The sequence below is a fragment of the Pseudoroseomonas sp. WGS1072 genome, assembly GCF_049340465.1.
GTDB lineage: Bacteria > Pseudomonadota > Alphaproteobacteria > Acetobacterales > Acetobacteraceae > Pseudoroseomonas.
Genome location: NZ_JBMPSU010000002.1, coordinates 56348 through 78049 on the forward strand (window position 1 = coordinate 56348; position 21702 = coordinate 78049).

The following is a 21702-nucleotide window of genomic DNA, read 5'->3' on the forward strand; positions in this document are numbered from 1 at the left end:
AGGTGCCTGCCCCGGCGGGTGTCAGCTCCGGCCGAACAGCGCCGCGCCCATGCGGCGCAGCCCCACGGCCTGTTGCCGCAGCCATCCGCCCGTCGCCATCTCCTCCGGCAGATCCGGATCCCCGGTGCGCGGGAAGACATCGCGCCGGAAGTCGGCGGTGCCGAAGATCCAGTCCCAGACCGGCAGCAGCACGGCGAAGTTCCTGCCCGACTCGCCCGAGCCCAGCACGCCGTGATGCAGCCGGTGGAAGCGCGGCGAGACCAGCAGACGCTCGCCGACCCGGCCGAAGGAGAGGCGGACATTGGCGTGGCTCATCGCCTCCGCCAGGCGCAGCACCACGACGACGATGGGAAACTGCCCCGGCGGCACGCCGATCAGCAGGGCGATGCCGCCGAACCAGACGGCGCCGATCACGTCGTCCAGGATGTGGTTGCGATCATCCGTCCAGAAGGTCATCTGCCGCTGAGCATGATGGATGGCATGCAGCGCCCACCACCAGCTGAACATGTGCTGGAAGCGGTGCCGCCAGTACTCCCCGAAGTCCAACACGACGATGTAGACGCCGAGCGCCAGCAGCGGCCATTCGCGCAGGATGGGGAACAGCGTCTCCAGCGTCGGCGGCACCCAGCCGCTCTCGGCCACCAGGCCGGACAGCCGGGCGCCGAGCGATGAGAAGGCGACGAAGGCGATCAGCGGCAGCAGGCCCAGCCGCGTCAGCAGGGTGTAGAGGATATCGGTGCGGATGCTGCGGCGGTCGGCGCGCGGCTCCACGGGTTGCCAGGCCTCCAGCGGGCGACAGACCGCGTAGATGATCACCACCTGCAGCAGGCCGAAGAGGGCGAAGTTGATCCAGTCGAAGGCGTCCTCGGCCCATTCCATCAGGCCCGCGGCATAGAGCGCGGGCTGCACGAGGGTCTCGAAGATCCAGCCGTTCAGGCCATCCCAGGCATCCCGCAGCGCATCCAGCATACCCCGCCCTCCCCTCGCTCCGGTGACGCTGTCATATACCCTGCGGCGGCAGCGGCGCGAAGCAGAAGCCCCGGGCCAGCAGCCCCGTCAGCAGATCCTCGAAGACCAGGCCGAAGGGCTCCCGCCGGCTGCGGACCCCCCAATGCATCAGCAGGACCTCGCCGTCGCGGATCTGCCTCAGGGCCTGGGCCAGCAGCGCGGCATTCGGGCTGCGGGCGCTGTCCAGCTCGTCGCCGAGGAAGCCCCGCGCCGTCCACCCCTGGTGCCGCAGTCCGCAGGCGGCGGCAAGGCGGAGCGCGTTGGGGGAGGTGCGGCCGCCGGGGGCGCGCCAGAGCGGCAGGATGCGCGCCTCGGGCGCGATGGCGCGCAGCGCATCCATCGGCCGCGCCAGCTCGGCGCAGAACCCGGCCTGATCCAGCGTCTCGCTGCCCTCGCCCCGGCGCGACGCGTAGCGCACCAGGCCGGGCCCGGGGTCGGTGCCGAGATACCAGTGGCGCCAGGTATGGCTGGCGAAGGCATGGCCCTCGGCGACCCGCGCCCGCCAGAATCCGGCCCAGCCCGGTCCCAGCGTCCGATCGCCGCGAAAATCCGGCTCATGGGCCAGGAAGAGGGTGGCACGGACCTCGTGGCGGCGCATCGCCGCGGCGATCATCTCGGCCTCGCGCCCCCATCCCGTGTCGATCGTCAGGTAGAGGGTGCCGGCGCGGCACTGCGGCAGGGCGGGCCGCGCCAGGGACTGTCCGGCGGCGGGGCGGGCGGCGGGGCCGGCGGCCAGTCCCAGCGCCGCCAGCAGCGACCGGCGGCCGGGCATGACGGGCGGGGTCACGGGGTGGGGGCGGCCGGCCTGTCGCCCGCCGTGCCGCCGCTGCCCGCATAGAGGATGCCATGCGGCGAGCGGCCCACGCGCTGCGTCTCCATCCGGCCGGTCTCCGGATCGACGATGCCGATGCGGCCCTGCCAGCGCAGCGTCACCCAGAGCCGCCCCTGCGGATCGATGCTGATGCAGTCCGGCCCACCCGGGATCTTCCAGCTCCGCGTCACCGCCAGCGTCTGCGGATCGAGGAGGGTGATGCGGCTGTCCACCCGGCTGGTGACGTAGATCGGGCCGCCATTCGGCGCCGGGAACAGCGCATGGGCACCCCGCGCGATGGTGATGGTGCGCTCGACGCTCCGTGTCTCGGGATCGATCACGGCGATGTGGTCGCTGCCCATGATGCCGACCAGCAGCCGGCCGTTGTGCCAGATGATGCCGGCGGGCTCCGGCCCGACATCCAGGCTCCAGAGCGGCTCCAGCGTCTCCAGGCTGACCGCGGCGATATTGCCGGTGCCCTGGAGCGTCACATAGACCACCTTGCCGTCCGGGCTGTAGGCGAGGTGGCTCGGCATGTCGGGCATGTTCAGCCGCTTCACCAGCTCCAGCGCCTCGCCGGTCCAGCGGTAGATGTCCACCTGATCGCGGCGCAGGCTGGTGATGGTCAGGATCTGCCCGTCCGGGCTGAAGCCCAGATGATAGGGATTGGACAGGGCCTCGCGGCGCAGCACCTCGCCGGTGCCCGGATCGATGAACAGCATCTCGTTCGCGCCGGAGTCGCCCACCATCAGCAACCGGCCGTCCGGCGTCAGGGAAAGATGGTGCACCTCCCGCAGGACGGGGATACGGCGCCGCTCCGCCCGCGTCTCGGCATCCAGCACCTGGATGGTGGCGTCCCCGGAGTTCAGCACATAGACCAGCCCGGCGGCGCGGACGGGATGCGCCGCGGCCGACAGGGCCAGCAGCAGCGCCAGCGCCCAAGAGCGCGAAGGGCGGAAAGGGCGGAAGGGGCGCATCGGGCTCACTCGCGTCGGGGCGGCCGGGCCGGGCCGGCGCGGCCACGGCCTTGTACCATCCCTGCCGCGCCCCGAGCCAGCCCGGGGCTCAGCGGCCGCCGAACCGGTCGACGAAGCCCGCGAAGGCGGCGAGCTGCGCCTTGACGAAATCCCGCGTCGCCGCGTCGGTCAGCTCTCCCTCGGCGGAGAACTTCGCCTGGGCCGAGGCCACCATGATCTCGGGCTTGTTGAGCACCAGCGCGTCCAGGAAGACCAGGACCTGGCGCAGATGATACTGCGCCCGCACCCCGCCGAGCACGCTCATCGAGGCGGACTGAATGGCCACGGGCTTGCCCGCGAAGGGCGCGGGCTGCAGGCGGGAGAGCCAGTCTATGGCGTTCTTCAGCACGCCGGGCACCGAGTAGTTGTATTCCGGCGTCACGAAGATCACGCCGTCGGCCTGGCGCACCGCCTCGCCCAGAGCGGTGACCGGAGCCGGAAAGCCCGCCCCCTGGACATCCGCATTGTAGGACGGGATCTCGTCCAGGCCGGGCGAGGCGACGATCCGCAGGCCCTCCGGCGCCAGGGCCGGCAGGGCACGCGCCAGCGCGGCGTTGTAGGACCCGCTCCGCAGGCTGCCGCAGATCGTGAGGATGGTCCTGGACTGGGGCATGGAAGCCTCCTGACTGTGCTGCGTCGCAGCTAACCGGCGCTGGTCCGCGGCTGTCAACCTCGGCTCAAAGAGCCTTGTTGCAGAAGTTTAATACCAAGGCATCGGTTTCAGCGTGGAGTATGCTGCATTGCAACATGATGCGCGCGCCCCACATGTAACCCGCCACCACCCGCACGGGAGCGACGATGCCGGACGTCCTGCATGGCCTGGATGAAATGATACGGCTGCGGCAACGCTGGACCCGGCTGATGACAGGAAACTCGGAGGCGCCGCTCCGGGACCCGGCCGGCACCGAAGCCACGGCCGATCGTCTCACCGAGGTCACGGCCTTCGGCGGCAATCCCGGCGCCTTGCGGATGCTGCGCTTCCTGCCGCCGGACCTGCCCCGCGGCGCGCCCCTGGTCGTGGCCCTGCACGGATGCACCCAGAGCGCGGCCGGCTTCGACCACGGCTGCGGCTGGTCCGACCTTGCCGGCCAAATCGGCTTCGGCCTGCTGATGCCGGAGCAGCGGCGGGAGAACAACGGCAATCTCTGCTTCAACTGGTTCGAGCCCGAGGACACCCGGCGCGATTCGGGGGAGGCCCTCTCCATCCGACAAATGATCGGCTGGATGCTGGAGCATGACGGGCTGGATCCGCGGCGGGTCTTCATCGCGGGACTTTCCGCGGGCGGCGCGATGACCTCGGTCATGCTGGCCACCTACCCGGAGGTCTTCTCGGGCGGGGCGATCCTCGCCGGCCTGCCCTATGGTGCGGCCAGCACGGTGCCCCAGGCTTTCGAGGCCATGTTCCAGGCACCGCAGCGCAGTGCCGGCGAGCGGGGCGACGCGGTGCGCGCCGCCTCGCGACACCAGGGCCCCTGGCCCCGTGTCTCGGTCTGGCAGGGCGAGGCCGATGCCACGGTCCGCCCGGGCAATGCGGAGGAGGTGCTGAAGCAGTGGCTCGATCTGCACGGGCTGGAGATCGGGCACCCCACCCTCCAGGAGGCGCGACCGGGCGAGACCTACCGCGCCTGGGGCAGGGGGGAGGACCGCCCGCTGGTGGAGATCCACAGCATCCCCGCCATGGAGCATGGGGTGCCGCTGCATGCCGGGACGGGCGAGAGGCGCGCCGGCAGCGCCGGGCCCTTCCTGCTGGATGTCGGGCTCTCCTCGCCCCACGCCATCCTGGACTTCTGGGGGCTGGGAGAACCGCCGCAGCGGCGCTTCGCCGTCGATCGCAACGGCGAGGCGTGGGAGGTGCACGGCTTCAGCCCCGCCAGCCTGCTCGACAAGGCGCTCCGGATCGTCGGGCTGCGCTGAGGCGGAACCCGATCCGATGGAAGGCCCGGCGCGGGCTCCGCCTCAGCCGCGCAGGCTGCGCTCGACGATCCGCGCATAGAGCGAGGCGCCGTAGGGGATCGCCTCGTCGTTGAAGTTGTAGTGCGGATTGTGCGCCGCCGCCCCCGGGCCGTTGCCGACATGAATATAGGCGCCCGGCGCCTTCTCCAGCATGAAGCTGAAATCCTCCGAACCCATCACCGGGTCGCGGTCGCGCTTGACAGCCTCCTCGCCCACCAGCTCCGCGGCCGCATCGGCCAGCGCCGTCGTCGCCTCCGGGTCGTTGTTGAGGGGCGCGAAGATCAGCCGGAAGTCGAGCTCCGCCCGGGCGCCGAAGCCGGTCGCGACACCTTCCGCCACGCGGCGCATCGCGGCCTGGATCTGCTCGGCCACCTCCTGCCGGAAGAAGCGGGCGGTGCCGGAAAGCACGGCGCTCTGCGGGATCACGTTGTAGGCATCGCCACCCGTCACCCGGGTGACGCTCACCACTGCCGTGTCGCGCGGGGAGAGGTTGCGCGCGACGATGGATTGCAGCGCCGTCGCGATATGGCAGGCGGTCAGCACGGGATCGATGCTGGCTTCGGGACGCGCGCCGTGCGAGCCCTTGCCGTGCACGGTGATGTCGAAGAAGGCGCCGCCCGCCATGAAGGGGCCGGAACCGATCGCGTAGCGGCCGACATCCAGGCCGGTCGCGTTGTGCATGCCGTAGAGGGTGTCGCAGGGGAAGCGGTCCAGCAGCCCGTCCTGCAGCATCGCCAGAGCGCCGCCGCAGCCCTCCTCGCCCGGCTGGAAGATCAGGTTGACCGTGCCGTGGAAGTCGCGCGTCTCGGCCAGGTACTTCGCGGCACCCAGCAGCATGGCGGTGTGGCCGTCATGGCCGCAGGCATGCATGCGGCCCGGCGCCTCGCTGGCATAGGGCAGGCCGGTCAGTTCCTGCATCGGCAGGGCGTCCATGTCGGCGCGCAGCCCCACCGCCCGGTTCCCCTGCCCCGCCCGCAGCACGCCGACCACGCCGGTGCCGCCGACACCGCGATGCACCTCGTCGACGCCATACTCCTCCAGCTTGCGCGCCACGATCTCCGCCGTGCGCCGCTCCTCCATGCCCAGCTCCGGATGCCGGTGCAGATCCTGGCGGATGGCGGTCAACTCATCCTGATAGCGGCGGATATGGTCGAGTACGGGCATGGCGGGATTCCTGTGGCGCGAGGTCAGGCGCGCCGGATGTTCCAGAAGACGAAAAGGCCTTCGACCAGGTCGGTCAGATGACTGCGATAGGCCGTCTTGTAGAAGTACTGGCCGAGCGGCAGGAAGGGAACCTCACGCATCGTCACGGCCTGGATCTCCCTGGCGATGCCCTGCTGCGCGGCGAGGTCGGGCGCCTCCAGCCACGCTTCGCGCAGCTCCTCCAGGCGCGGGATGTCGGGCCAGCCGAAATAGCCGCGCGCGCCCCCGGCGCGCAGCACTTGCGTCACGACCGGATTGATCATGTCGAGCCCGGACCAGGTGGTGTTGAACATCGACCATCCGCCCTGGCCCGGCGGCGCCTTGCTGGCCCGGCGCTGCACCAGGGTGCCCCAGTCCATCACCTCGAACTGCACGTTCATGCCGAGGCGCTTCAGCAGGTCGTTGCAGACCTCGCCCAGCGCGGCCAGCACCGGCTGGTCCGACGGCGCCATCAGCACCACGCGCTCGCCGTTGTAGCCTCCCTCGGCCAGGGCCTTGCGGGAGCGCTCCAGCCCCGGCGGCGTACCGAAGACATCGAGCGAAGCGCGCGTCGCCATCGGCGTCTCGGGCGTGAAGACACCGACCGGCGCGCGCCACAGCGCCGGGTCGGTCCCGGCGGCGGCGATCATGAAGTCCTGCTGGTTGATGGCGCCCAGCACGGCGCGGCGCACCGCCGGCTTGTCGAAGGGCGGATGCAAATGGTTGAAGATGCCGGTGCCAAGCGTGCCGAGCGGTGTCGAGACCTGGGTGCGGATGTTGCGGTTGCGCTCCAGGATCGGCAGCAGGTCGTTGGTCGGGTTCTCCCACCAGTCCACCTCGCCATTCGTCAGGGCGGAGGTGGCGGTGCCGGGATCGGGCATGACGTGCCATTCCACCCGGTCGAAATGCACCCGCTTCGGCCCCGCCGCCCAGGACGGGGTGCCCGCCTCGCGCGGGCGGTAGCGATCGAACCGCTCATAGACCACACGGGCGCCGACGACGCGCTCATCCGCCTTCCATCGGAAGGGCCCGGAGCCGACGATCTCGGTGACGGCGGTGCTGGCATCGGCGCTGGCCAGCCGCTCCGGCATGATCAGCAGGGCCGGCGGGCCGACCTTGGCCAGGGTGTCGAGCATGGCGCCATAGGGGCGCTTGAGCCGGATGACGAAGCTGCGGTCGTCGGGCGCCGACATCTCGTCGGTGCGCGCCATCAGCGCCTGGCCGAGCGAATCCCGCTGCGCCCAGCGCCGGATCGAGGCGATGCAGTCGCGGCCGCGCACCGGCTCGCCATCGTGGAACAGCAGCCCCTCGCGCAGGCGGAAGGTCCAGCGGCGCCCGTCCTCCTCGACGCTGTGCCCCTCGACCATCTGCGGCTGCGGGCGCAGCTGCGCGTCGAGCCCGTAGAGCTGGTCGTAGATCATCAGCCCGTGCGTGCGGGTGATATAGGCGGTGGTCAGCACCGGATCGGTGACCGTCAGGTCGGCCTGGGGAACATATCTCAGCAACCGCGCCGAGGCGGGCTGGCTCAAGGCCGGGCGCGGCAGGGAGGCCGCGACGGCGGTGGCTGCGGCACCGGCGAGAAGGCTGCGACGGTCCATGAAGGCTCCTGTCTCCGGGGGCGGTCGGCCCGAGGGGCCGGGGCCGCCAGGAAACACCCTGCCGGCCCGCCCGACAAGGCGGAGGTCCTCGACAGGCCGCCGATCCCCTGGCTTGCTGCGCCCGGACGACCCCGTCGGAAGGAGCCGATGCCATGGACGACACCTACTTCTACGACCCGCGCCAGGGCCACGGCCTGCCGCACGACCCATTCAAGGCGATCCTGGCGCCGCGGCCGATCGGCTGGATCAGCACGGTCGATGCCGAGGGCCGGGTCAATCTCGCCCCCTACAGCTTCTTCAACGGCTTCCACACCAATCCGCCGGTGGTGGCCTTCGGTAGCGAGGGCCGCAAGGACAGCCTCCGCAATGTCGAGGCCACCGGCGAGTTCGTCTGCAACTTCGCCAGCCGTGCCCTGGCCGGGGCGATGAACGAGACCTGCGCCCCCCTGCCGCCCGGCGAGAACGAGATGATCCGCGCCGGGCTGGAGGCCGCGCCCTCGAGCCGGGTGGCCCCGCCACGCGTCGCCCTCGCCCCGGCGGCGCTGGAATGCAAGCTGCTGCAGGTGCTGCAGCTGCGGGATGTCGAGGGCCGCCTGCTCGACGGCTTCATGGCGATCGGTCAGGTGGTGGGCGTGCATATCCGCCGGGAGTACCTCCGGGACGGCCGGTTCGACACGGCCGCCGCGCAGCCGGTCGCCCGTTGCGGCTATCGCGGCGACTATGCCGAGGTCACGCATCTCTTCGAGATGCTGCGACCGACCGCCTGAGCCGACGCGGGCTGAGCCGACCTTCAGGCGCGGATCAGGCGCGCCGCCCGCCGCGGCACGGTCCGGTCGCTGGTCTCCAGCTCCGCCAGCACCACGCCGAAGGGCGCCAGCAGGGCGGTATCGCCCTGGATGCGGCCACCGAGGCCCGCCGCCTCCGGCAGCATCCTCGCCCCGCCCGGCATCGGCAGCACCGTCGAGGCGGCTTCGCCGGAGAGGTTGAACAGGGCCAGGATGCGCTGCCCGGCATAGTCCCGCACCAGCCCCGCCAGGGGCCGCGGCAGGTCGAGCGGCCGCAGGCTGCCGCGCACCAGCGCCGGATGCGCGCGGCGCAGGCGCAGCAGGCGCCGCCAGACCTGCAGAAGGCTGCCCTCCTCGGCCTCCTGCCGGTCGACCGCCAGGGCATGGTGCCCGGCCGGCACCGGCAGCCAGGGCTGGCCGGTGGTGAAGCCGGCCTGCGGCGCCGCCGCCCGCCAGGGCATGGGCGTGCGGCTGCCGTCGCGGCCACGGAATTCCGGCCAGTAGGACAGTCCGAAGGGGTCGCGGAGCTGCTCCAGGGTCAGCTCCGCCTCGGTCAGGCCCAGCTCCTCGCCCTGGTAGAGGCAGACACTGCCGCGCAGGGACAGCAGCAGCGCGGCGAGCAGCCGGGCGAAGCGCGGATCGGGTGCCGCCGGCCGGTCGGGATTCCAGCGGCTGACGGCGCGCTCGACATCGTGGTTGGAGAAGGACCAGCAGGGCCAGCCCTCCTCACCTTCCCCCGCCGATTCGCGCAGCAGGTCGCGCACCGTCGCGTGGTCGAAGCCGCCGCGCAGCGGGCGCAGCGTATAGGCCATGTGGAGATGGTCCTCGCCCGCGCTGTAGCGGCGGACGCGGGCGAAGGCGCCGTCCTGGCTGGAGACCTCGCCCAGCGTCGTGGTGCCGGGATAGCGGTCGGTCAGGGCGCGGATGCGGCGCAGGATCGGCATGATGGATGCATCCATCATGTCGTGCCGGTGCTCCTGCAGGCCGAAGAGCTTGGCGGGCACCTGTCCGTCGGCGGGGGGCCGGGCGGGGTTGCCGCGCAGCGCCGGGTCGTGCGCCAGGAAGTCGATGGCATCGAGACGGAAGCCGTCCACCCCGCGCCGGAGCCAGAACTCACCCACCGCCAGCACCGCCTCGAGCGCCGCCGGATTGGCCAGATTGAGGGCGGGCTGGGAGGAGAGGAAGTGATGCAGGTAGTACTGCCGTCGTCGCGGTTCCCAGCTCCAGGCGGCGCCGCCGAACACGCTAAGCCAGTTGTTGGGCGGGGTGCCGTCGGGGCTCGGATCGGCCCAGACATACCAGTCCGCCTCCGGCGCGTCGCGGCGCGCGCGGCTGCGCTGGAACCAGGGATGCTGATCCGAGGTATGGCCGCCCACCAGATCCAGCAGCACCTTCAGCCCGCGCGCATGGGCCTGGCGCAGCAGCTCGTCGAAATCCGCCAGCGTGCCGAACTGCGGATCGACGGCCAGATGATCGGCGATGTCATAGCCGAAATCCCGCCCCGGCGAGGCGTAGAAGGGGCAGATCCAGACCGCGTCCACGCCCAGGCGGGCGATATGGTCCAGCCGGGCGGTGATGCCCGGCAGGTCGCCCACCCCGTCGCCGTTGCTGTCGGCGAAGCTGCGCGGATAGACCTGATAGAGAACCGCGCCACGCCACCAGTCCGCGCCTGCGACCATTGCCTGCTCCATTTCCTGTCCGGCGGCGCCCTGGCTCGCCCAGCATCACTCGCGATTTCGTGATGACAGGCGTAACACAGGATCAACCGACGTGCAGAAGGGATCAGCGCCTCGCGGCAGAGATGTGCCCGGACTGTGGCTTGGCTGTGACAGGCGCGGGGGCACGGTGTCCGCGCCCCCCCTTTGGGCTCAGACCGGGACCAGCTTGCCGGCGCGCGCATCCGTCCGGGCGAGGCGGGCCAGGAGATACTCGACCTCGGCCTTCGCCTTCGGGCTGATCGGCGCGCCGGGCTTGCGCTGCGCGTCGGAGGCGATGATGCCGCGCCGCGCCATCAGGTACTTGCGGATGCCGAGGCCGACGCCGGGCTGCTGCTCGTAGCGCAGCAGCGGCAGGTGGGCGTCGAACAGGTCATGCGCCGCGTCGCGCTGGCCCTCGGCCTGCAGCCGCACCAGATCGACCAGCATGTCGGGGAAGGCGTAGCCGGTCATGGCGCCGTCGGCGCCGCGCTCCACCTCGAAGTCGAGGAACATCCCGCCATTGCCGCAGAGGATCGAGACCGGACGCATCGAGCCGTCCGCCTGGAAGCCGCGCAGCGTCGAGATCTTCTCGAGGCCCGGCCAGTCCTCGTGCTTCAGCATGACGCAGGAGGGATTGTCCTGCACGATGCGGCGGATCACGCCGGGCGTCATCACCACCGAGAAGGTCAGGGGGAAGTCCTGGATGACGAAGGGGACGTCCTCGCCGATCGCCTCCACCGCCTGGCGGTAGTAGGTGACGATCTGGTCGTCGGTCCGCAGCGTGTTGGGAGGCGCGATCATCACCCCGGCGGCGCCGGCATCCATCGCGCCGCGCGCCAGGCCCCGCATCGCCGCGAAGCCGGGCGCGGAGACGCCGACGATCACCGGCAGGCCCTCGGCGCGCCGCACGAAGCGGGTGGCCAGTTCCAGCCCCTCGGCGCCGTCCAGCTTCGGCGCCTCGCCCATCACGCCGAGCACCGTCATGCCGGTGCTGCCGACCTCGCGATAGAAGTCGGTCATGCGGTCCACGGAGGCGTAGTCGATGCGGCCCCCGGCATCGAAGGGCGTGGGCGCGATGGGATAGACGCCCCGTGCGGTGTGATCGAGCGGCATGATGAATCCTCCGGCCTATGCTCGCCCTGCTTTAGCGAAGAAGCCGCGCGCCGCAAACCGCTCAAGCCAGGGTTCCGGCAGGCCTGCGCGCCGGCTTGGCGGGGCAGGTGGCCTCGGGCATCCTCGCCGCATGTGCGCCCTGAACCTGCTGACCGACATCCCGGGCGTGAGCGTCGGCCATGCCACCGACCTGCGCCTCGGCTCCGGCGTCACCGCCATCCTGTTCGACGAGCCGGCGGTCGCCGCGGCCCGCGTCTCCGGCGGCGCGCCCGGCTCGCGCGACGTGGCGCTGCTGAGCACGGAGGCCTCGATGGAGCGGGTGGACGGCTTCGTCCTCTCCGGCGGCTCGACCTTCGGGCTGGACGCGGCGGGCGGCGTGCAGGCGGCGCTGCGCGAGGCCGGGCGTGGCCAGCGCTTCGCCGGCGCCCTCATCCCGCTGGCGCCGCAGGCCATCCTCTTCGACCTCGTCAATGGCGGCGACAAGGACTGGGGCCGGCTCAGCCCCTATCTGGAGATGGGCTACCAGGCGGCGCGCGCGGCGCGGCCCGGCGCCTTCGCGCTGGGCACGGTGGGAGCCGGCACCGGCGCGACCACGGCCACCGTCAAGGGCGGGCTCGGCTCGGCCAGCGCCCTCGCGCCCGACGGCACACGGGTCGGCGCCATCGTCGCGGTGAACGCGGTGGGCAATCCGCTGGTGGGCGACGGCCCCTGGTTCTGGGCCGCGCCCTTCGAGCAGGGTGACGAGTTCGGCGGGCTGGGCCTGCCGCCGCGCCTCTCCCCGGGCCAGCTGGCGCCACGGCTGAAGGGCGGCACCGGCACGGCCACGACCATCGGCGCCATCGTCACCGATGCCACGCTCACCAAGGCGCAGCTGCACCGGCTGGCCGTCATGGCGGATGACGGGCTGGCGCGCGCCCTGCTGCCGGCCCATGGGCCGAATGACGGCGACACGGTCTTCGCGGCCGCCACGGGGGCGCGCCCGGCGGGCAATCTCACCGTGCTGGGCCAGGTGGCGACGGCGGTGATGGCCCGCGCCATCGCCCGCGGCGTCCATGCCGCCGCCGCCCTGCCCTATCCCGGCGCCCTGCCGGCCTGGGCGGACAGGTTCGCCGGGCATGGGCGCTGAGGGCCGGCTCAGCCGGCGGTGAGCGTCGCGAGCAGGGTCCGGGCCAGCGCCGCCTCCTCCTGGTTCACCCCGTGGAAGCCGCCGGGATAGAGGCGCGTGGTCACGGCGGCGCCCAGGCCCCGCAGATGCGCCTCCGTCTCCAGCACCCGGCGCTCCGGGATATGCGGATCGAGCCGGCTGCAGCCGAGCAGGACCGGCATTCCGGCCAGCGCCTCCTCGCTCGGCACCGGGCCGAGCCGGTCGCCGATCAGCCCGCCGCTGAAGCCGATGGCGGCGCCGAGCGGGGCCCGGCGGCGGGCGAGGAATTCCAGCGCCAGGCAGGCTCCCTGGGAGAAGCCCAGGACCGCCACCTTCTCGGGCGGCAGGCCCGTCCGCGGCAGCACGTCCGCCAGGACCGAGAGCGCCGAGGAGAGCCAGGGCTCGTTGCGCGCCATGGGCTCGATGAAGCGGTGGGGATACCAGCTGTGACCCGCCGCCTCCGGCGCCAGCAGCGCCATGCCCGGCGGCGCCAGCTCCCGCCCCAATGCCAGCATGTCCTCCGGCCCGCCGCCGCGCCCGTGCACCAGGATCAGCGCCGCGGCGGCGCTGGCCAGGGGGGCTCCGGCCAGGGCCACCGGCCGGTTGGCATGCGGTCCCGTGCCGCCGGCCAGCAGCCCCGTCCCGCCGCTCATAGCGGCTTCAGCCCCCGCTCGATGGCGGCGCGCTGCGACTCCAGGAAGGGCGGCAGGGAGAGGGTCTCGCCCAGCCGGTCCATCGGCTCGTCGGTCGCGAAGCCCGGACCGTCCGTCGCCAGCTCATAGAGAATGCCCGAGGGCTCCCGCACGTAGAGGCTGCGGAACCAGAAGCGGTCCACCGGCCCCGAGGAGCGCAGGCCGAGCTTGGTGTAGCGATCGACCCAGTAGCCATATTCCTCGTCACGCACCCGGAAGGCGACGTGATGCACCCCGCCGGCTCCCGGCGTCGCGCGCGGCAGGTGCGGCTCGACGCGGACGTGAAGCTCCGCCGCGGGGCCGCCCTCGCCCATCTCGAAGACCTGCACCTCCACCGGCTGGGTGTCCCCGGTCCGGTAGGCGCGGCCGCGCCGCATCTGCAGCACCTCCGTCATGAAGGGCTCGGAGCGCCGCAGGTCCGGCACGCTGATGGTGATCGGGCCGAGGCCACGGATCTGCTCCGCCGCCGGCACCGGGCTCTTCGCCCAGGGGCGGGCCTCCCCGGCGCCGCCATCGTCCAGCAGGGTGAGCCGTTGGCCCTCCGGGTCCTCGAACTCGATCCGCAGCCGGCCGTCGAACTCGCCCAGCGGCCCGGCGCGGACGCCCGCCGCCTCGAGCCGCTTCGCCCAGGCCCGCAGGGCCGCCTCGCCGGAGACGCGCAGCGCGGTCCGGACGATGCTGCCGGTGCCGCGCCGCTCGGGCGGGGCCGGCCAGTCGAAGAAGGTGAGGTCGCTGCCGGGCGAGGCGATGCCATCGGCGTAGAAGAGATGATAGGCGCTGGTGTCGTCCTGGTTCACCGTCTTCTTCACCAGGCGCATGCCCAGCACGCGGGTGTAGAAGTCATGATTGCCCGGCGCATCGGCCGAGACGGCGGTCAGGTGATGGATCCCGTGAAGCTGCATGGCCGTCCTCCTGTCCTGCGGTTCCGGGGACGCGGCTGCGCCCCCCGACGGTCCGGCCGGCTATCCGGCGCGGCCCCTCACCAGCGCCTTGGTCACCTCGGCGACATGGCGGCCCTGGAACTTCGCCATCTCCAGCTCGGCCTCGCTCGGCTGGCGCGAGCCGTCGCCATTGGCGATGGTGGTGGCGCCATAGGGCGTGCCGCCGTTCACCGCGGTGATGTCGGTCAGCCGCTTCTCGCTGTAGGGCAGCCCGACCACGACCATGCCGTAGTGCAGCAGGTTGACCATGTTGGAGATCAGCGTGGTCTCCTGCCCGCCATGCTGGCTTGCGGTGGAGGTGAAGACCGAGCCGACCTTGCCCACCAGCTTGTCCTGGAACCACAGCCCGCCGGTCTGGTCGAGGAAGCTCGCCATCTGCGAGGCCATGCGGCCGAAGCGGGTGGGCGTGCCGAGGATGATGGCGTCATAGTCCGGCAGCTCGGCCACGGTCGCGATCGGCGCCGACTGGTCGAGCTTGAAGTGGGCCGCCTTCGCCACCTCCTCCGGCGCCGTCTCCGGCACGCGCTTGATCACCACCTCGGTTCCCGCCACCTGGCGGGCACCTTCGGCCACGGCCTGCGCCATGGTCTCGATATGGCCGTATGAGGAGTAGTAAAGGACCAGGATCTTGCTCATGCGGGAGAACCCTTTCTCGCTGTGGCCCCAAGGTGCGTTCGCGCGGCGTCGCACTCAAGCGGTTGATGGGAAACCCATCGTTCGTTAGATGGAAACGATGCGGCCGGATATCGAAGCCCTGGCGACCTTCCTACAGGTGGTGGACAGCGGCACCGTCACCGCCGCCGCCGCCCGTCTCGGCCTCGCCAAATCCGTGGTGAGCAAACGCATCGCACAGCTCGAGTTGCAGCTCTCGACCAAGTTGCTGAACCGGGCGCCGCGCCAGATGACGCCCACCGAGACCGGCGCCCTGCTGGCGGAACGGGCTCGCGTGGTGCTGGCGCAGCTCGACACCGTCGCCGATGACGTGATGGCGCAGTCGGGCGCCTTGCGCGGGCTGATCCGTCTGGCCGCCCCGCTCAGCTTCGGCGGCGGCGGCGCCCTGAGCCTCGGCCCCGTGATCGCCGGCTTCATGCGGCAATGGCCGCATGTCGAGATCGCCCTCGATCTCGACGACCGGCATGTCGATCTTCTGGGCGGCGGCCACGACCTGGCGCTCCGCACCGGCCGGCTGGTGGATTCCGCCCTGCGCAGCCGCCGCCTCGGCCGCAGCCACCGGGCGCTCTGCTGCAGCCCCGATTACGCGGCGCAGCACGGCCTGCCGGACCGGCTGGAGGCGCTCGCCCGGCACTCCTGCCTGGGCTACGCCAATATCGCCGCCGGCCATCTCTGGCGCTTCGCCCGCAGCGCGGCGCCGGAGGGCGAGGAGCGCTCCCTGGTGCTGCGCGGCCGGCTCACGGCCAATACGGGCGAGGCGCTGATGGACGCGGCCTGCGCCGGCCTGGGGCTGATCGTCCTGCCCACCTTCCTGGTCGCCGACCGGGTGCGGCAAGGGCGGCTCATCCCGGTCCACATCCCCGGCTGGGCGCCGGTGTCGGACGACATCCAGCTGGTCTGGCCACCCACCCCCGCCCTGCCCCTCAAGGTGCGGCGGCTGATCGACCATCTCGCCGAGGCCATCCGCGAGCCCTTCGCCTGGGACGAACCCTTCCGCGCGCCGCCCCTCCTGGGCAGCGCCGGGGGCGCGGTGTAAGCCGGGATTCCCTTACGCGGCGCAGATCCTGGAGATGCCGATGATCGCACCCGTCCTGAAGCCCGATGCGGAGCTGGCCGTCGCCCAGGGCCGCCTGAAGGAGGCCGGCGTCAGCAACGGCGACGTGCTGACCCAGCCGATCGCGGAGGCGCGCGCGGCGACGCGGGCCTACCAGCGGTTCCTGAACCAGGGCGGGCCGGCCGTGGAGACCGTCGAGCACCGGCTGGACGGCGCCAGCCCGCCCTTGCGGCTGCGTCTCTACCGCCCGCGCCAGGATGGGCCGCTGCCCGCCTATCTGCACATCCATGGCGGCGGTTTCGCGGTGGGCGATCTCGACAGCCTCGACCGCTGGAAGCGCGAGATCGCCGACGAGGCGGGCGTCGTCGTCGTCGGTCTCGAATACGCTCTGGCGCCGGAACATCCCTATCCCACCGCCATCGGGCAGGTGCTGGCGGCGCTGCGCTGGCTGCGCGACGAGGCCGGCGATGTCGGTATCGACGGCAGCCGGCTCGCCGTCGGCGGCGATTCCGCCGGCGGCAACCTGGCGCTCAACGCCCTGCTGCGGCTGCGCGACGCCGGCGAGGCCGGACCGAAGTTCGGTGTCCTCGTCTACGGCATGCTCTCGGCGGACCACGACACGCCCTCGCACCGGGAGCGGGGCGATGGCCGCTTCGGCCTGTCCACCGCCAAGCTGGACTGGTTCTGGTCGCGATACCTCCCCGATCCGGCGATGCGGCGGGATGCCGGCGCCGCGCCGCTGCACGCGCGGCTCGCCGGACTGCCGCCGCTGCTGCTGCAGGCCGCCGCGCTCGATCCCCTGCTGGACGACAGCCTGAATCTCGCCAACCGCCTGCAGGAGGCGGGCGTCGAGCACAGGCTCACCGTCTATGAGGGCATGCCGCACGGCTTCATCGGGCAGACGGCGCTGCTGACCCAGGCGAACGCGGCGCGGCGCGAGGTGGTGGCGGCGCTGAAGGAGAGGCTGCGGGCCGGGTGAGAGGCCCGGGCGCCGTGGCCTCGCTTCCTTAGCCTTCCAGCGCCCGCGCCAGGTCCTCGATCAGATCCGCGGAATCCTCGAGTCCCACCGAGAGGCGGAAGGTGCCGCTTCCCGTCCAGGCGCGGTAGGCCTCGGCCCGCGCGCCCTCCAGCCGGAAGGAGGAGCGCAGGATGTCCTCGCTGGGAATATGGAAGAGCAGGCTCTGCGTCTTACCCAGCGAGACCGCGTAGGTGATGACGCGCAGCCGTTCCGCGAAGCGCCGCGCCAGGGCCTTGTCCCGCGGCGTGGTGAAGCTGACCATGCCTGAGAAATTGCGCATCTGCCGCCGCGCCAGCGCGTGCTGCGGATGGCTCTCCAGCCCCGGCCAGTAGACCTTGCCGATGCGGGGATGCCCCTCCAGGAACTGCGCGACCGCGCGGGCATTGCTCTCATGCAGCGCCATGCGTGCCGGCAGCGTCTCCAGCCCGCGCAGGATCAGCCAGGCGGCGAAGGGGCTGATGGCGCCGCCGTAATGGATCAGGGCGTCCTTGCGGAGCGCATCGACCGGCGCGGCGCGGCCGATCACCGCGCCGCCCAGCGCGTCGCCATGGCCGCAGGCATACTTGGTCAGGGAATGGATCACCCAGTCGGCGCCGAGGGCGAGGGGCCGCGTGGCGATCGGCGTCGCCATGGTGGAATCGACCGACAGCTCGGCGCCGCCGCGATGCGCGATCTCCGCCAGCGCCGCGATGTCGGCCAGGCGCAGGATCGGGTTGGCCGGCACCTCGGCATGCAGCAGCCGGGTCTGCGGCCGCATCGCCGCCGCCACGGCGTCGAGGTCCGACATGTCCACGCTGCTGACCGCCACGCCGTAGCGCGCCAGCGTATCGAGCGCGAATTCGGCGACGCCGGCGTAGCAGACATCGCTGAGCAGCAGATGCGCGCCCGGCTGCAGCCGGTGCAGGAACAGGCCGGTCGCGGCCGCCATGCCGCTGGCGAAGGCGAGCCCCGCCTCCCCGCCTTCCAGCGCGGCCAGGCGCTGTTCCAGCAGCGCCACGGTCGGATTGCCCCAGCGCGTGTAGAAATGCGGCGCGGATTCACCGAGATCCTGGGCGGAGAAGCCCACCGCGTCAGGATCGGTGTGGAAGCTGGTGGCGGCGACCAGCGGCGGCGTGACCGGCGATCCCGCCGCGCGCGGCGGCGCGGCGGCGTGGATGGCCAGAGTGGCGGGTCGCGTCATGCGGTTCTCCCTGCCGGATGCGCCTCAGCTCTTCGCCGGCCTGTCGCCATGCGATACATCGGGCGTGCCGCGGAAGAGCGACATATGGGTATGCGTCGCCACCCAGGGCGCGTCCACCGTCTCCCGCGCCAGGGAGACGGTGGTGCGGCCCGGCCGGTCGAACGGCGTGCCGTCGGGGTGGTATCCGGTGGAATCCCAGATGCCCAGGCCGATGGCGAAGAGACGGTCCGGCGAGACGATCGACCGCACCCCGTCGAGCCGGTAGGTGAAGCCGTCGATCGTGCCCCATACCCTGCGCCACTGGTTCGCCTCGGTTTCCGCCTGGCCGCTGACGAAATCGGTGAAGGTGCCGAAGGCGAGGAAGTCCTCGGCGAAGAGGTGGCGCGCCGCGGCGAAGTCCACCGCGCGCACATGCTCGGCCAGTTCACGGAACCAGTCGCGGACCTTCTCATGGTCGGCGGGGTCGACGGCGGCGGCGGCCTGAACGGGCATGCGAAGGTTCCTGAAGGGGAGGGCCGGGAAGCAGGGTCCGCAGAGGACTACACAGGCTCGAAATTGGCAATCCGCAGCAGCTCGGCGCTGCGCGCCACATCGGCCGCGATGAAGCGCTCCACCTCGTCGATGGATTCCCGCACCGGCTCGAACCCCTGGCCGGCGAGGCGCCGGACCGTCTCCGGCTCATGCATGCCATCGAGGATGGCGGCGTTGAGCTGCAGGGCGATCTCGCGCGGGACGCCACGCGGCGCCCAGACCCCGTACCAGGAATAGAAGGTGAAGCCGGGCAGCCCCGATTCCGCCAGGGTCGGCAATTCGGGCGCCAGCTCGGTGCGCGCCGGCGTCGCGATGCCAAGGCCGCGCACCTGCCCGTCGCGGATCAGCGGCAGCGTGGCCAGGGCCGGATCGAACATCAGCTGGACATTGCCGGCGGCGACATCGGTCAGCGCCGGGGCCGAACCGCGATAGGGCACGATCTCGATGCTGGTGCCCGCGAGGCGGTTGAACTCGATCGAGGCGAGGTGCCCGGCGGCGCCGAGCGAGGAGGTGGCGAAGCTCCACCGCGCCGGCTCGGCCCGGGCGGCGGCGATGGTCTCGGCCAGGGTCTGCTGCGGCAACCGCCTGTCCTGCACCAGCACGCAGGGTCCGCGCGCCGTGCGGGCGATCGGCTGGAAATCGGCGACCGGATCGTAGGGCACCGCCTTCATCACCTGCCGCGCCACGGGATGGATCGAGGCCGATCCCATGATGGTATAGCCATCGGCCGGGGCCTGCAGGACCAGCCCGGCCCCCAGCGTGCCGCTGCCGCCCGAGCGGTTCTCCACCACGACGCCGACCCCCAGGCGTTCCTGCAGCTTCTGGGCGGCGAGCCGCGCCATGGCGTCGGTGGCCGCGCCGGGGGTGTAGGGCACGATCATGCGGAGCGGCCGGTTGGGCCAGCGCCCCTCGGCATGGAGGGCGGGCGCGGAAAGGCCGGCCAGGGCCACCCCTCCCGCGGTCTGCAGCAGAGTACGTCGTTTCATGTCATCTCCTCGGCGGAAAGCGCGGCGAGGACTGGCGTGCCGATATCCTGCACGCGCCGCCCCCGCCGGGAAAAGAGCCTTTCGCCAAGGGTTCTTCGTCGAAGCGAGGCCGTCAGGCGGCGTGGCGAGCCGGCAGGGCCCGGACCAGACGGGCCCTCTGCTGGCGCTCGATCACCAGCCGGGCCACCCGGCCCGCCTCGGCGGGGCTGGCGAAGCGGCCGCCATCGAGATCGTCGACGATCGGATCGATGGCCTTGAAGAACCAGGCGTCATGGGACGCGACGACGACACCGACGAAGCGGCCGCCGACATCGACGGGACGGGAAGCGATCATGGGATATCTCCGGCCGCCGGTCGTGGCGGCTCCTGCGATGGGGAGGGGGATGCGGCGGCGCTCAGCGCCGACAACGCATTCGGCAGGTCTGCTGCCGTCCCGTCCCGCCGCAGGCGGAGCATGGAAGGCGCTTTAGCGTTTGGTGACGCGGTGCAAGCTGCATGGGTCAAATCCCCGCGGGGCGGCGTGACCCGCCCGGTGAACACGGGGCATATTCAACACAATCGAATAGGGTTTGCAAACCCTATTACCATTTTCACTCGCTAATTATCGGTGTAGGTGCCGCTTCGGCGTCCAGACATGCGCGTTTCGCGGTTTGACGACCGGATTCCGTTGAATATAGTCCGCCCCCCTCGCCGCTCGCGGAGCAGAAGCCATGATCCCTCCCGCCATGTCCCGCCGCCTCCTGCTCGCCGGCCTGGGCGCCGCCACCCTTGGAATTCCCTCCCGTATGGCGCTCGCCCAGCCCGCCTCCACGCCGCGCCGCGGTGGCACGCTGACCGCCATCGTGCAGCCCGAGCCGCCGATCCTGGTCTCGGCGCTGAACGCGGGCGCGCCGACCGGCGTGGTCTCGACCAATATCTTCGACGGCCTCTTCACCTACGACTGGGACATGTCGCTGAAGCCCTGCCTGGCGCAGAGCTGGACGCTGGCGGCGGACGGTCTCTCGCTCACCTTCCGCCTGCGGCCGGGCGTGAAGTGGCATGACGGCCAGGACTTCACCGCGGAGGACGTCAAGTTCTCGCTGGAGGAGATCTGGCGGAAGATCCATCCGCGCGGTCGCGCCACCTTCGCCGCCGTCGAGGCCGTCGAGACGCCGGACCCGCTGACCGTCACGCTGCGCCTGCGGCAACCCTCGCCGGTGATCCTGAGCGCGCTCAACGCCTATGAGGCGCAGATCCTGCCCAGGCACATCTATGCGGGTGGCGATGCCCTGGCCAACCCGGCCAACCTGAAGCCGGTCGGCACCGGCCCCTTCCGCTTCCGGGAATGGGTGCGCGGCGAGCACATCATCCTGGAGCGCAACCCGGACTACTGGGATGAGGGCAAGCCCTATCTCGACCGCATCGTCTTCCGCATCGTCCCCGACGCGGCGGCGCGCGCGGCCCTGCTGGAGACCGGGCAGGCGCAGTACGCCCCCTACAGCCCGGTGCCGCTGAGCGACGTGGCGCGGCTGCGCGCCCTGCCCGGCCTCGCCGTCGAGACACGGGGCTACGAATGGATCTCGCCCTGGCTGTTCCTCGAGTTCAACCTGCGCAAGCCGGAGCTCCAGGACCGCCGGGTGCGGCAGGCGATCGCCCATGCCATCAATCGCGACATCATCGCCAAGACCGTCTGGCACGGCTTCGGCAAGCCGGCGGTCTCGACGGTGCCGTCCAGCCTGACGCGGTTCCACAATCCGGACGTGCCGAAGTATCCCTTCGACGTGAAGAAGGCCGAGGCGCTGCTGGACGAGGCCGGCTTCCGTCGTGGCGCGGACGGCATGCGCTTCGCCCTCAGCCACGACTACCTGCCCTATGGCGATGACTACCGCCGCACGGGCGAGTATGTGCGGCAGGCGCTGCGCCGCGTCGGTATCGACCTGACGCTGCGCAGCCAGGACACGCCGAGCTACCTGCGCCGTGTCTTCACGGACTACGAGTTCGACATCTCCAGCTCCTGGGCCTCGTCCTTCTCCGATCCTCAGATCGGCGTGCAGCGGCTGTTCTGGTCGAAGGCGATCAACAAGGGTACGCCCTGGACCAATGCCTCGGGCTACAGCAATCCGGAGATGGACCAGGTGATCGAGGCGGCGCAGCGCGCCGTGGACCCGGCCGAGCGCGCCCGCCTGTTCCGCGAGATGCAGGCGCTGGCGGCGACTGACCTGCCCAACCTGCCGCTGATCGAGCTGCACTTCTTCACCGTGCACGCCAAGACCCTGCGCGACGTGGCCACGGGGCCGGACGCCGCCTACTCCTCCCTCAAGCACGCCTGGCTGGAGGGCTGA

The 21702-nt window shown here is 71.6% G+C and carries 21 protein-coding genes; 6 read left to right on the top strand and 15 right to left on the bottom strand.

Annotated features, from left to right (window positions below; all coding sequences use genetic code 11):
• Window positions 1-21: 21 nt before the first annotated feature.
• The 4 genes from ACF3NH_RS18445 to ACF3NH_RS18460 form a co-directional block, all read right to left on the bottom strand.
• Window positions 22-969, bottom strand: a complete 948-nt coding sequence (locus ACF3NH_RS18445; protein ID WP_422924941.1) for a sterol desaturase family protein — start codon at window positions 967-969, stop codon at window positions 22-24.
• Window positions 970-1000: 31 nt separating this feature from the next.
• Complete coding sequence (locus ACF3NH_RS18450) at window positions 1001-1780, bottom strand: polysaccharide deacetylase family protein (protein WP_422924943.1); 780 nt, start codon at window positions 1778-1780, stop codon at window positions 1001-1003.
• 11 nt (window positions 1781-1791) lie between these two features.
• On the bottom strand, window positions 1792-2796 hold the full coding sequence (locus tag ACF3NH_RS18455) for a YncE family protein (RefSeq protein ID WP_422924945.1): 1005 nt from the start codon (window positions 2794-2796) through the stop codon (window positions 1792-1794).
• Between the two features lie 88 nt (window positions 2797-2884).
• The gene (locus ACF3NH_RS18460; protein WP_198366766.1) at window positions 2885-3448 is read right to left on the bottom strand and encodes an NADPH-dependent FMN reductase; all 564 of its coding nucleotides are present in this window, start codon (window positions 3446-3448) and stop codon (window positions 2885-2887) included.
• 185 nt (window positions 3449-3633) lie between these two features.
• Between ACF3NH_RS18460 and ACF3NH_RS18465 the strand changes: the two genes are divergently transcribed.
• Window positions 3634-4749 carry an extracellular catalytic domain type 1 short-chain-length polyhydroxyalkanoate depolymerase gene (locus ACF3NH_RS18465; RefSeq protein WP_422924947.1) on the top strand — a complete coding sequence of 372 codons (1116 nt, stop codon included), beginning with the start codon at window positions 3634-3636 and terminating at the stop codon, window positions 4747-4749.
• 42 nt (window positions 4750-4791) lie between these two features.
• Here the strand turns inward: ACF3NH_RS18465 and ACF3NH_RS18470 are convergent, their stop codons facing one another.
• Window positions 4792-5952, bottom strand: a complete 1161-nt coding sequence (locus tag ACF3NH_RS18470; protein WP_198366768.1) for a M20 aminoacylase family protein — start codon at window positions 5950-5952, stop codon at window positions 4792-4794.
• A 23-nt stretch (window positions 5953-5975) separates the two neighbouring features.
• Window positions 5976-7568, bottom strand: coding sequence for an ABC transporter substrate-binding protein (locus ACF3NH_RS18475; RefSeq protein WP_422924950.1), 1593 nt, complete (start codon window positions 7566-7568; stop codon window positions 5976-5978).
• Between the two features lie 152 nt (window positions 7569-7720).
• On the opposite strand from ACF3NH_RS18475, the gene ACF3NH_RS18480 reads away from it, so the two are divergent.
• On the top strand, window positions 7721-8335 hold the full coding sequence (locus ACF3NH_RS18480) for a flavin reductase family protein (RefSeq protein WP_422924952.1): 615 nt from the start codon (window positions 7721-7723) through the stop codon (window positions 8333-8335).
• 23 nt (window positions 8336-8358) lie between these two features.
• Here ACF3NH_RS18480 and ACF3NH_RS18485 read toward each other — a convergent pair whose 3' ends face one another.
• Both ACF3NH_RS18485 and ACF3NH_RS18490 read right to left on the bottom strand, forming a co-directional pair.
• Window positions 8359-10032: an alpha-amylase family glycosyl hydrolase gene (locus tag ACF3NH_RS18485; RefSeq protein WP_422924954.1), complete on the bottom strand. Its 1674-nt coding sequence runs from the start codon at window positions 10030-10032 to the stop codon at window positions 8359-8361.
• Between the two features lie 189 nt (window positions 10033-10221).
• On the bottom strand, window positions 10222-11163 hold the full coding sequence (locus ACF3NH_RS18490; RefSeq protein ID WP_198366772.1) for a dihydrodipicolinate synthase family protein: 942 nt from the start codon (window positions 11161-11163) through the stop codon (window positions 10222-10224).
• Window positions 11164-11293: 130 nt separating this feature from the next.
• Here ACF3NH_RS18490 and ACF3NH_RS18495 point away from each other — a divergent pair, with 130 nt between their 5' ends.
• Window positions 11294-12289, top strand: coding sequence for a P1 family peptidase (locus ACF3NH_RS18495; RefSeq protein WP_198366773.1), 996 nt, complete (start codon window positions 11294-11296; stop codon window positions 12287-12289).
• Between the two features lie 8 nt (window positions 12290-12297).
• Here ACF3NH_RS18495 and ACF3NH_RS18500 read toward each other — a convergent pair whose 3' ends face one another.
• The 3 genes from ACF3NH_RS18500 to wrbA are packed head-to-tail and all read right to left on the bottom strand — an operon-like array spanning window position 12298 to window position 14576.
• On the bottom strand, window positions 12298-12960 hold the full coding sequence (locus ACF3NH_RS18500) for an alpha/beta hydrolase (protein WP_422924956.1): 663 nt from the start codon (window positions 12958-12960) through the stop codon (window positions 12298-12300).
• Window positions 12957-13901 carry a ring-cleaving dioxygenase gene (locus tag ACF3NH_RS18505; RefSeq protein ID WP_422924958.1) on the bottom strand — a complete coding sequence of 315 codons (945 nt, stop codon included), beginning with the start codon at window positions 13899-13901 and terminating at the stop codon, window positions 12957-12959. The genes ACF3NH_RS18500 and ACF3NH_RS18505 overlap by 4 nt, the downstream gene beginning before the upstream one ends.
• A gap of 60 nt (window positions 13902-13961) precedes the next feature.
• Entirely contained in the window at window positions 13962-14576 is a 615-nt protein-coding gene (gene wrbA / locus ACF3NH_RS18510; RefSeq protein WP_422924960.1) for an NAD(P)H:quinone oxidoreductase, read from the bottom strand.
• Window positions 14577-14673: 97 nt separating this feature from the next.
• Here wrbA and ACF3NH_RS18515 point away from each other — a divergent pair, with 97 nt between their 5' ends.
• Together ACF3NH_RS18515 and ACF3NH_RS18520 are read left to right on the top strand one after the other, a co-directional pair.
• A complete protein-coding gene (locus ACF3NH_RS18515; RefSeq protein WP_422924962.1) occupies window positions 14674-15648 on the top strand; it encodes a LysR family transcriptional regulator in 975 nt (324 codons plus the stop codon).
• Between the two features lie 40 nt (window positions 15649-15688).
• Window positions 15689-16645: an alpha/beta hydrolase gene (locus tag ACF3NH_RS18520; RefSeq protein WP_422924964.1), complete on the top strand. Its 957-nt coding sequence runs from the start codon at window positions 15689-15691 to the stop codon at window positions 16643-16645.
• Between the two features lie 28 nt (window positions 16646-16673).
• Here ACF3NH_RS18520 and ACF3NH_RS18525 read toward each other — a convergent pair whose 3' ends face one another.
• The 4 genes from ACF3NH_RS18525 to ACF3NH_RS18540 all read right to left on the bottom strand — a co-directional run bounded on the left by ACF3NH_RS18525 (window position 16674) and on the right by ACF3NH_RS18540 (window position 19715).
• The gene (locus ACF3NH_RS18525) at window positions 16674-17864 is read right to left on the bottom strand and encodes a trans-sulfuration enzyme family protein (RefSeq protein ID WP_422924966.1); all 1191 of its coding nucleotides are present in this window, start codon (window positions 17862-17864) and stop codon (window positions 16674-16676) included.
• A 24-nt stretch (window positions 17865-17888) separates the two neighbouring features.
• Complete coding sequence (locus tag ACF3NH_RS18530; RefSeq protein ID WP_422924968.1) at window positions 17889-18356, bottom strand: YybH family protein; 468 nt, start codon at window positions 18354-18356, stop codon at window positions 17889-17891.
• Window positions 18357-18403: 47 nt separating this feature from the next.
• Complete coding sequence (locus tag ACF3NH_RS18535) at window positions 18404-19381, bottom strand: Bug family tripartite tricarboxylate transporter substrate binding protein (protein ID WP_198366781.1); 978 nt, start codon at window positions 19379-19381, stop codon at window positions 18404-18406.
• 112 nt (window positions 19382-19493) lie between these two features.
• The gene (locus ACF3NH_RS18540) at window positions 19494-19715 is read right to left on the bottom strand and encodes a hypothetical protein (protein WP_198366782.1); all 222 of its coding nucleotides are present in this window, start codon (window positions 19713-19715) and stop codon (window positions 19494-19496) included.
• A gap of 391 nt (window positions 19716-20106) precedes the next feature.
• Here ACF3NH_RS18540 and ACF3NH_RS18545 point away from each other — a divergent pair, with 391 nt between their 5' ends.
• Window positions 20107-21702: an ABC transporter substrate-binding protein gene (locus tag ACF3NH_RS18545; protein WP_422924971.1), complete on the top strand. Its 1596-nt coding sequence runs from the start codon at window positions 20107-20109 to the stop codon at window positions 21700-21702.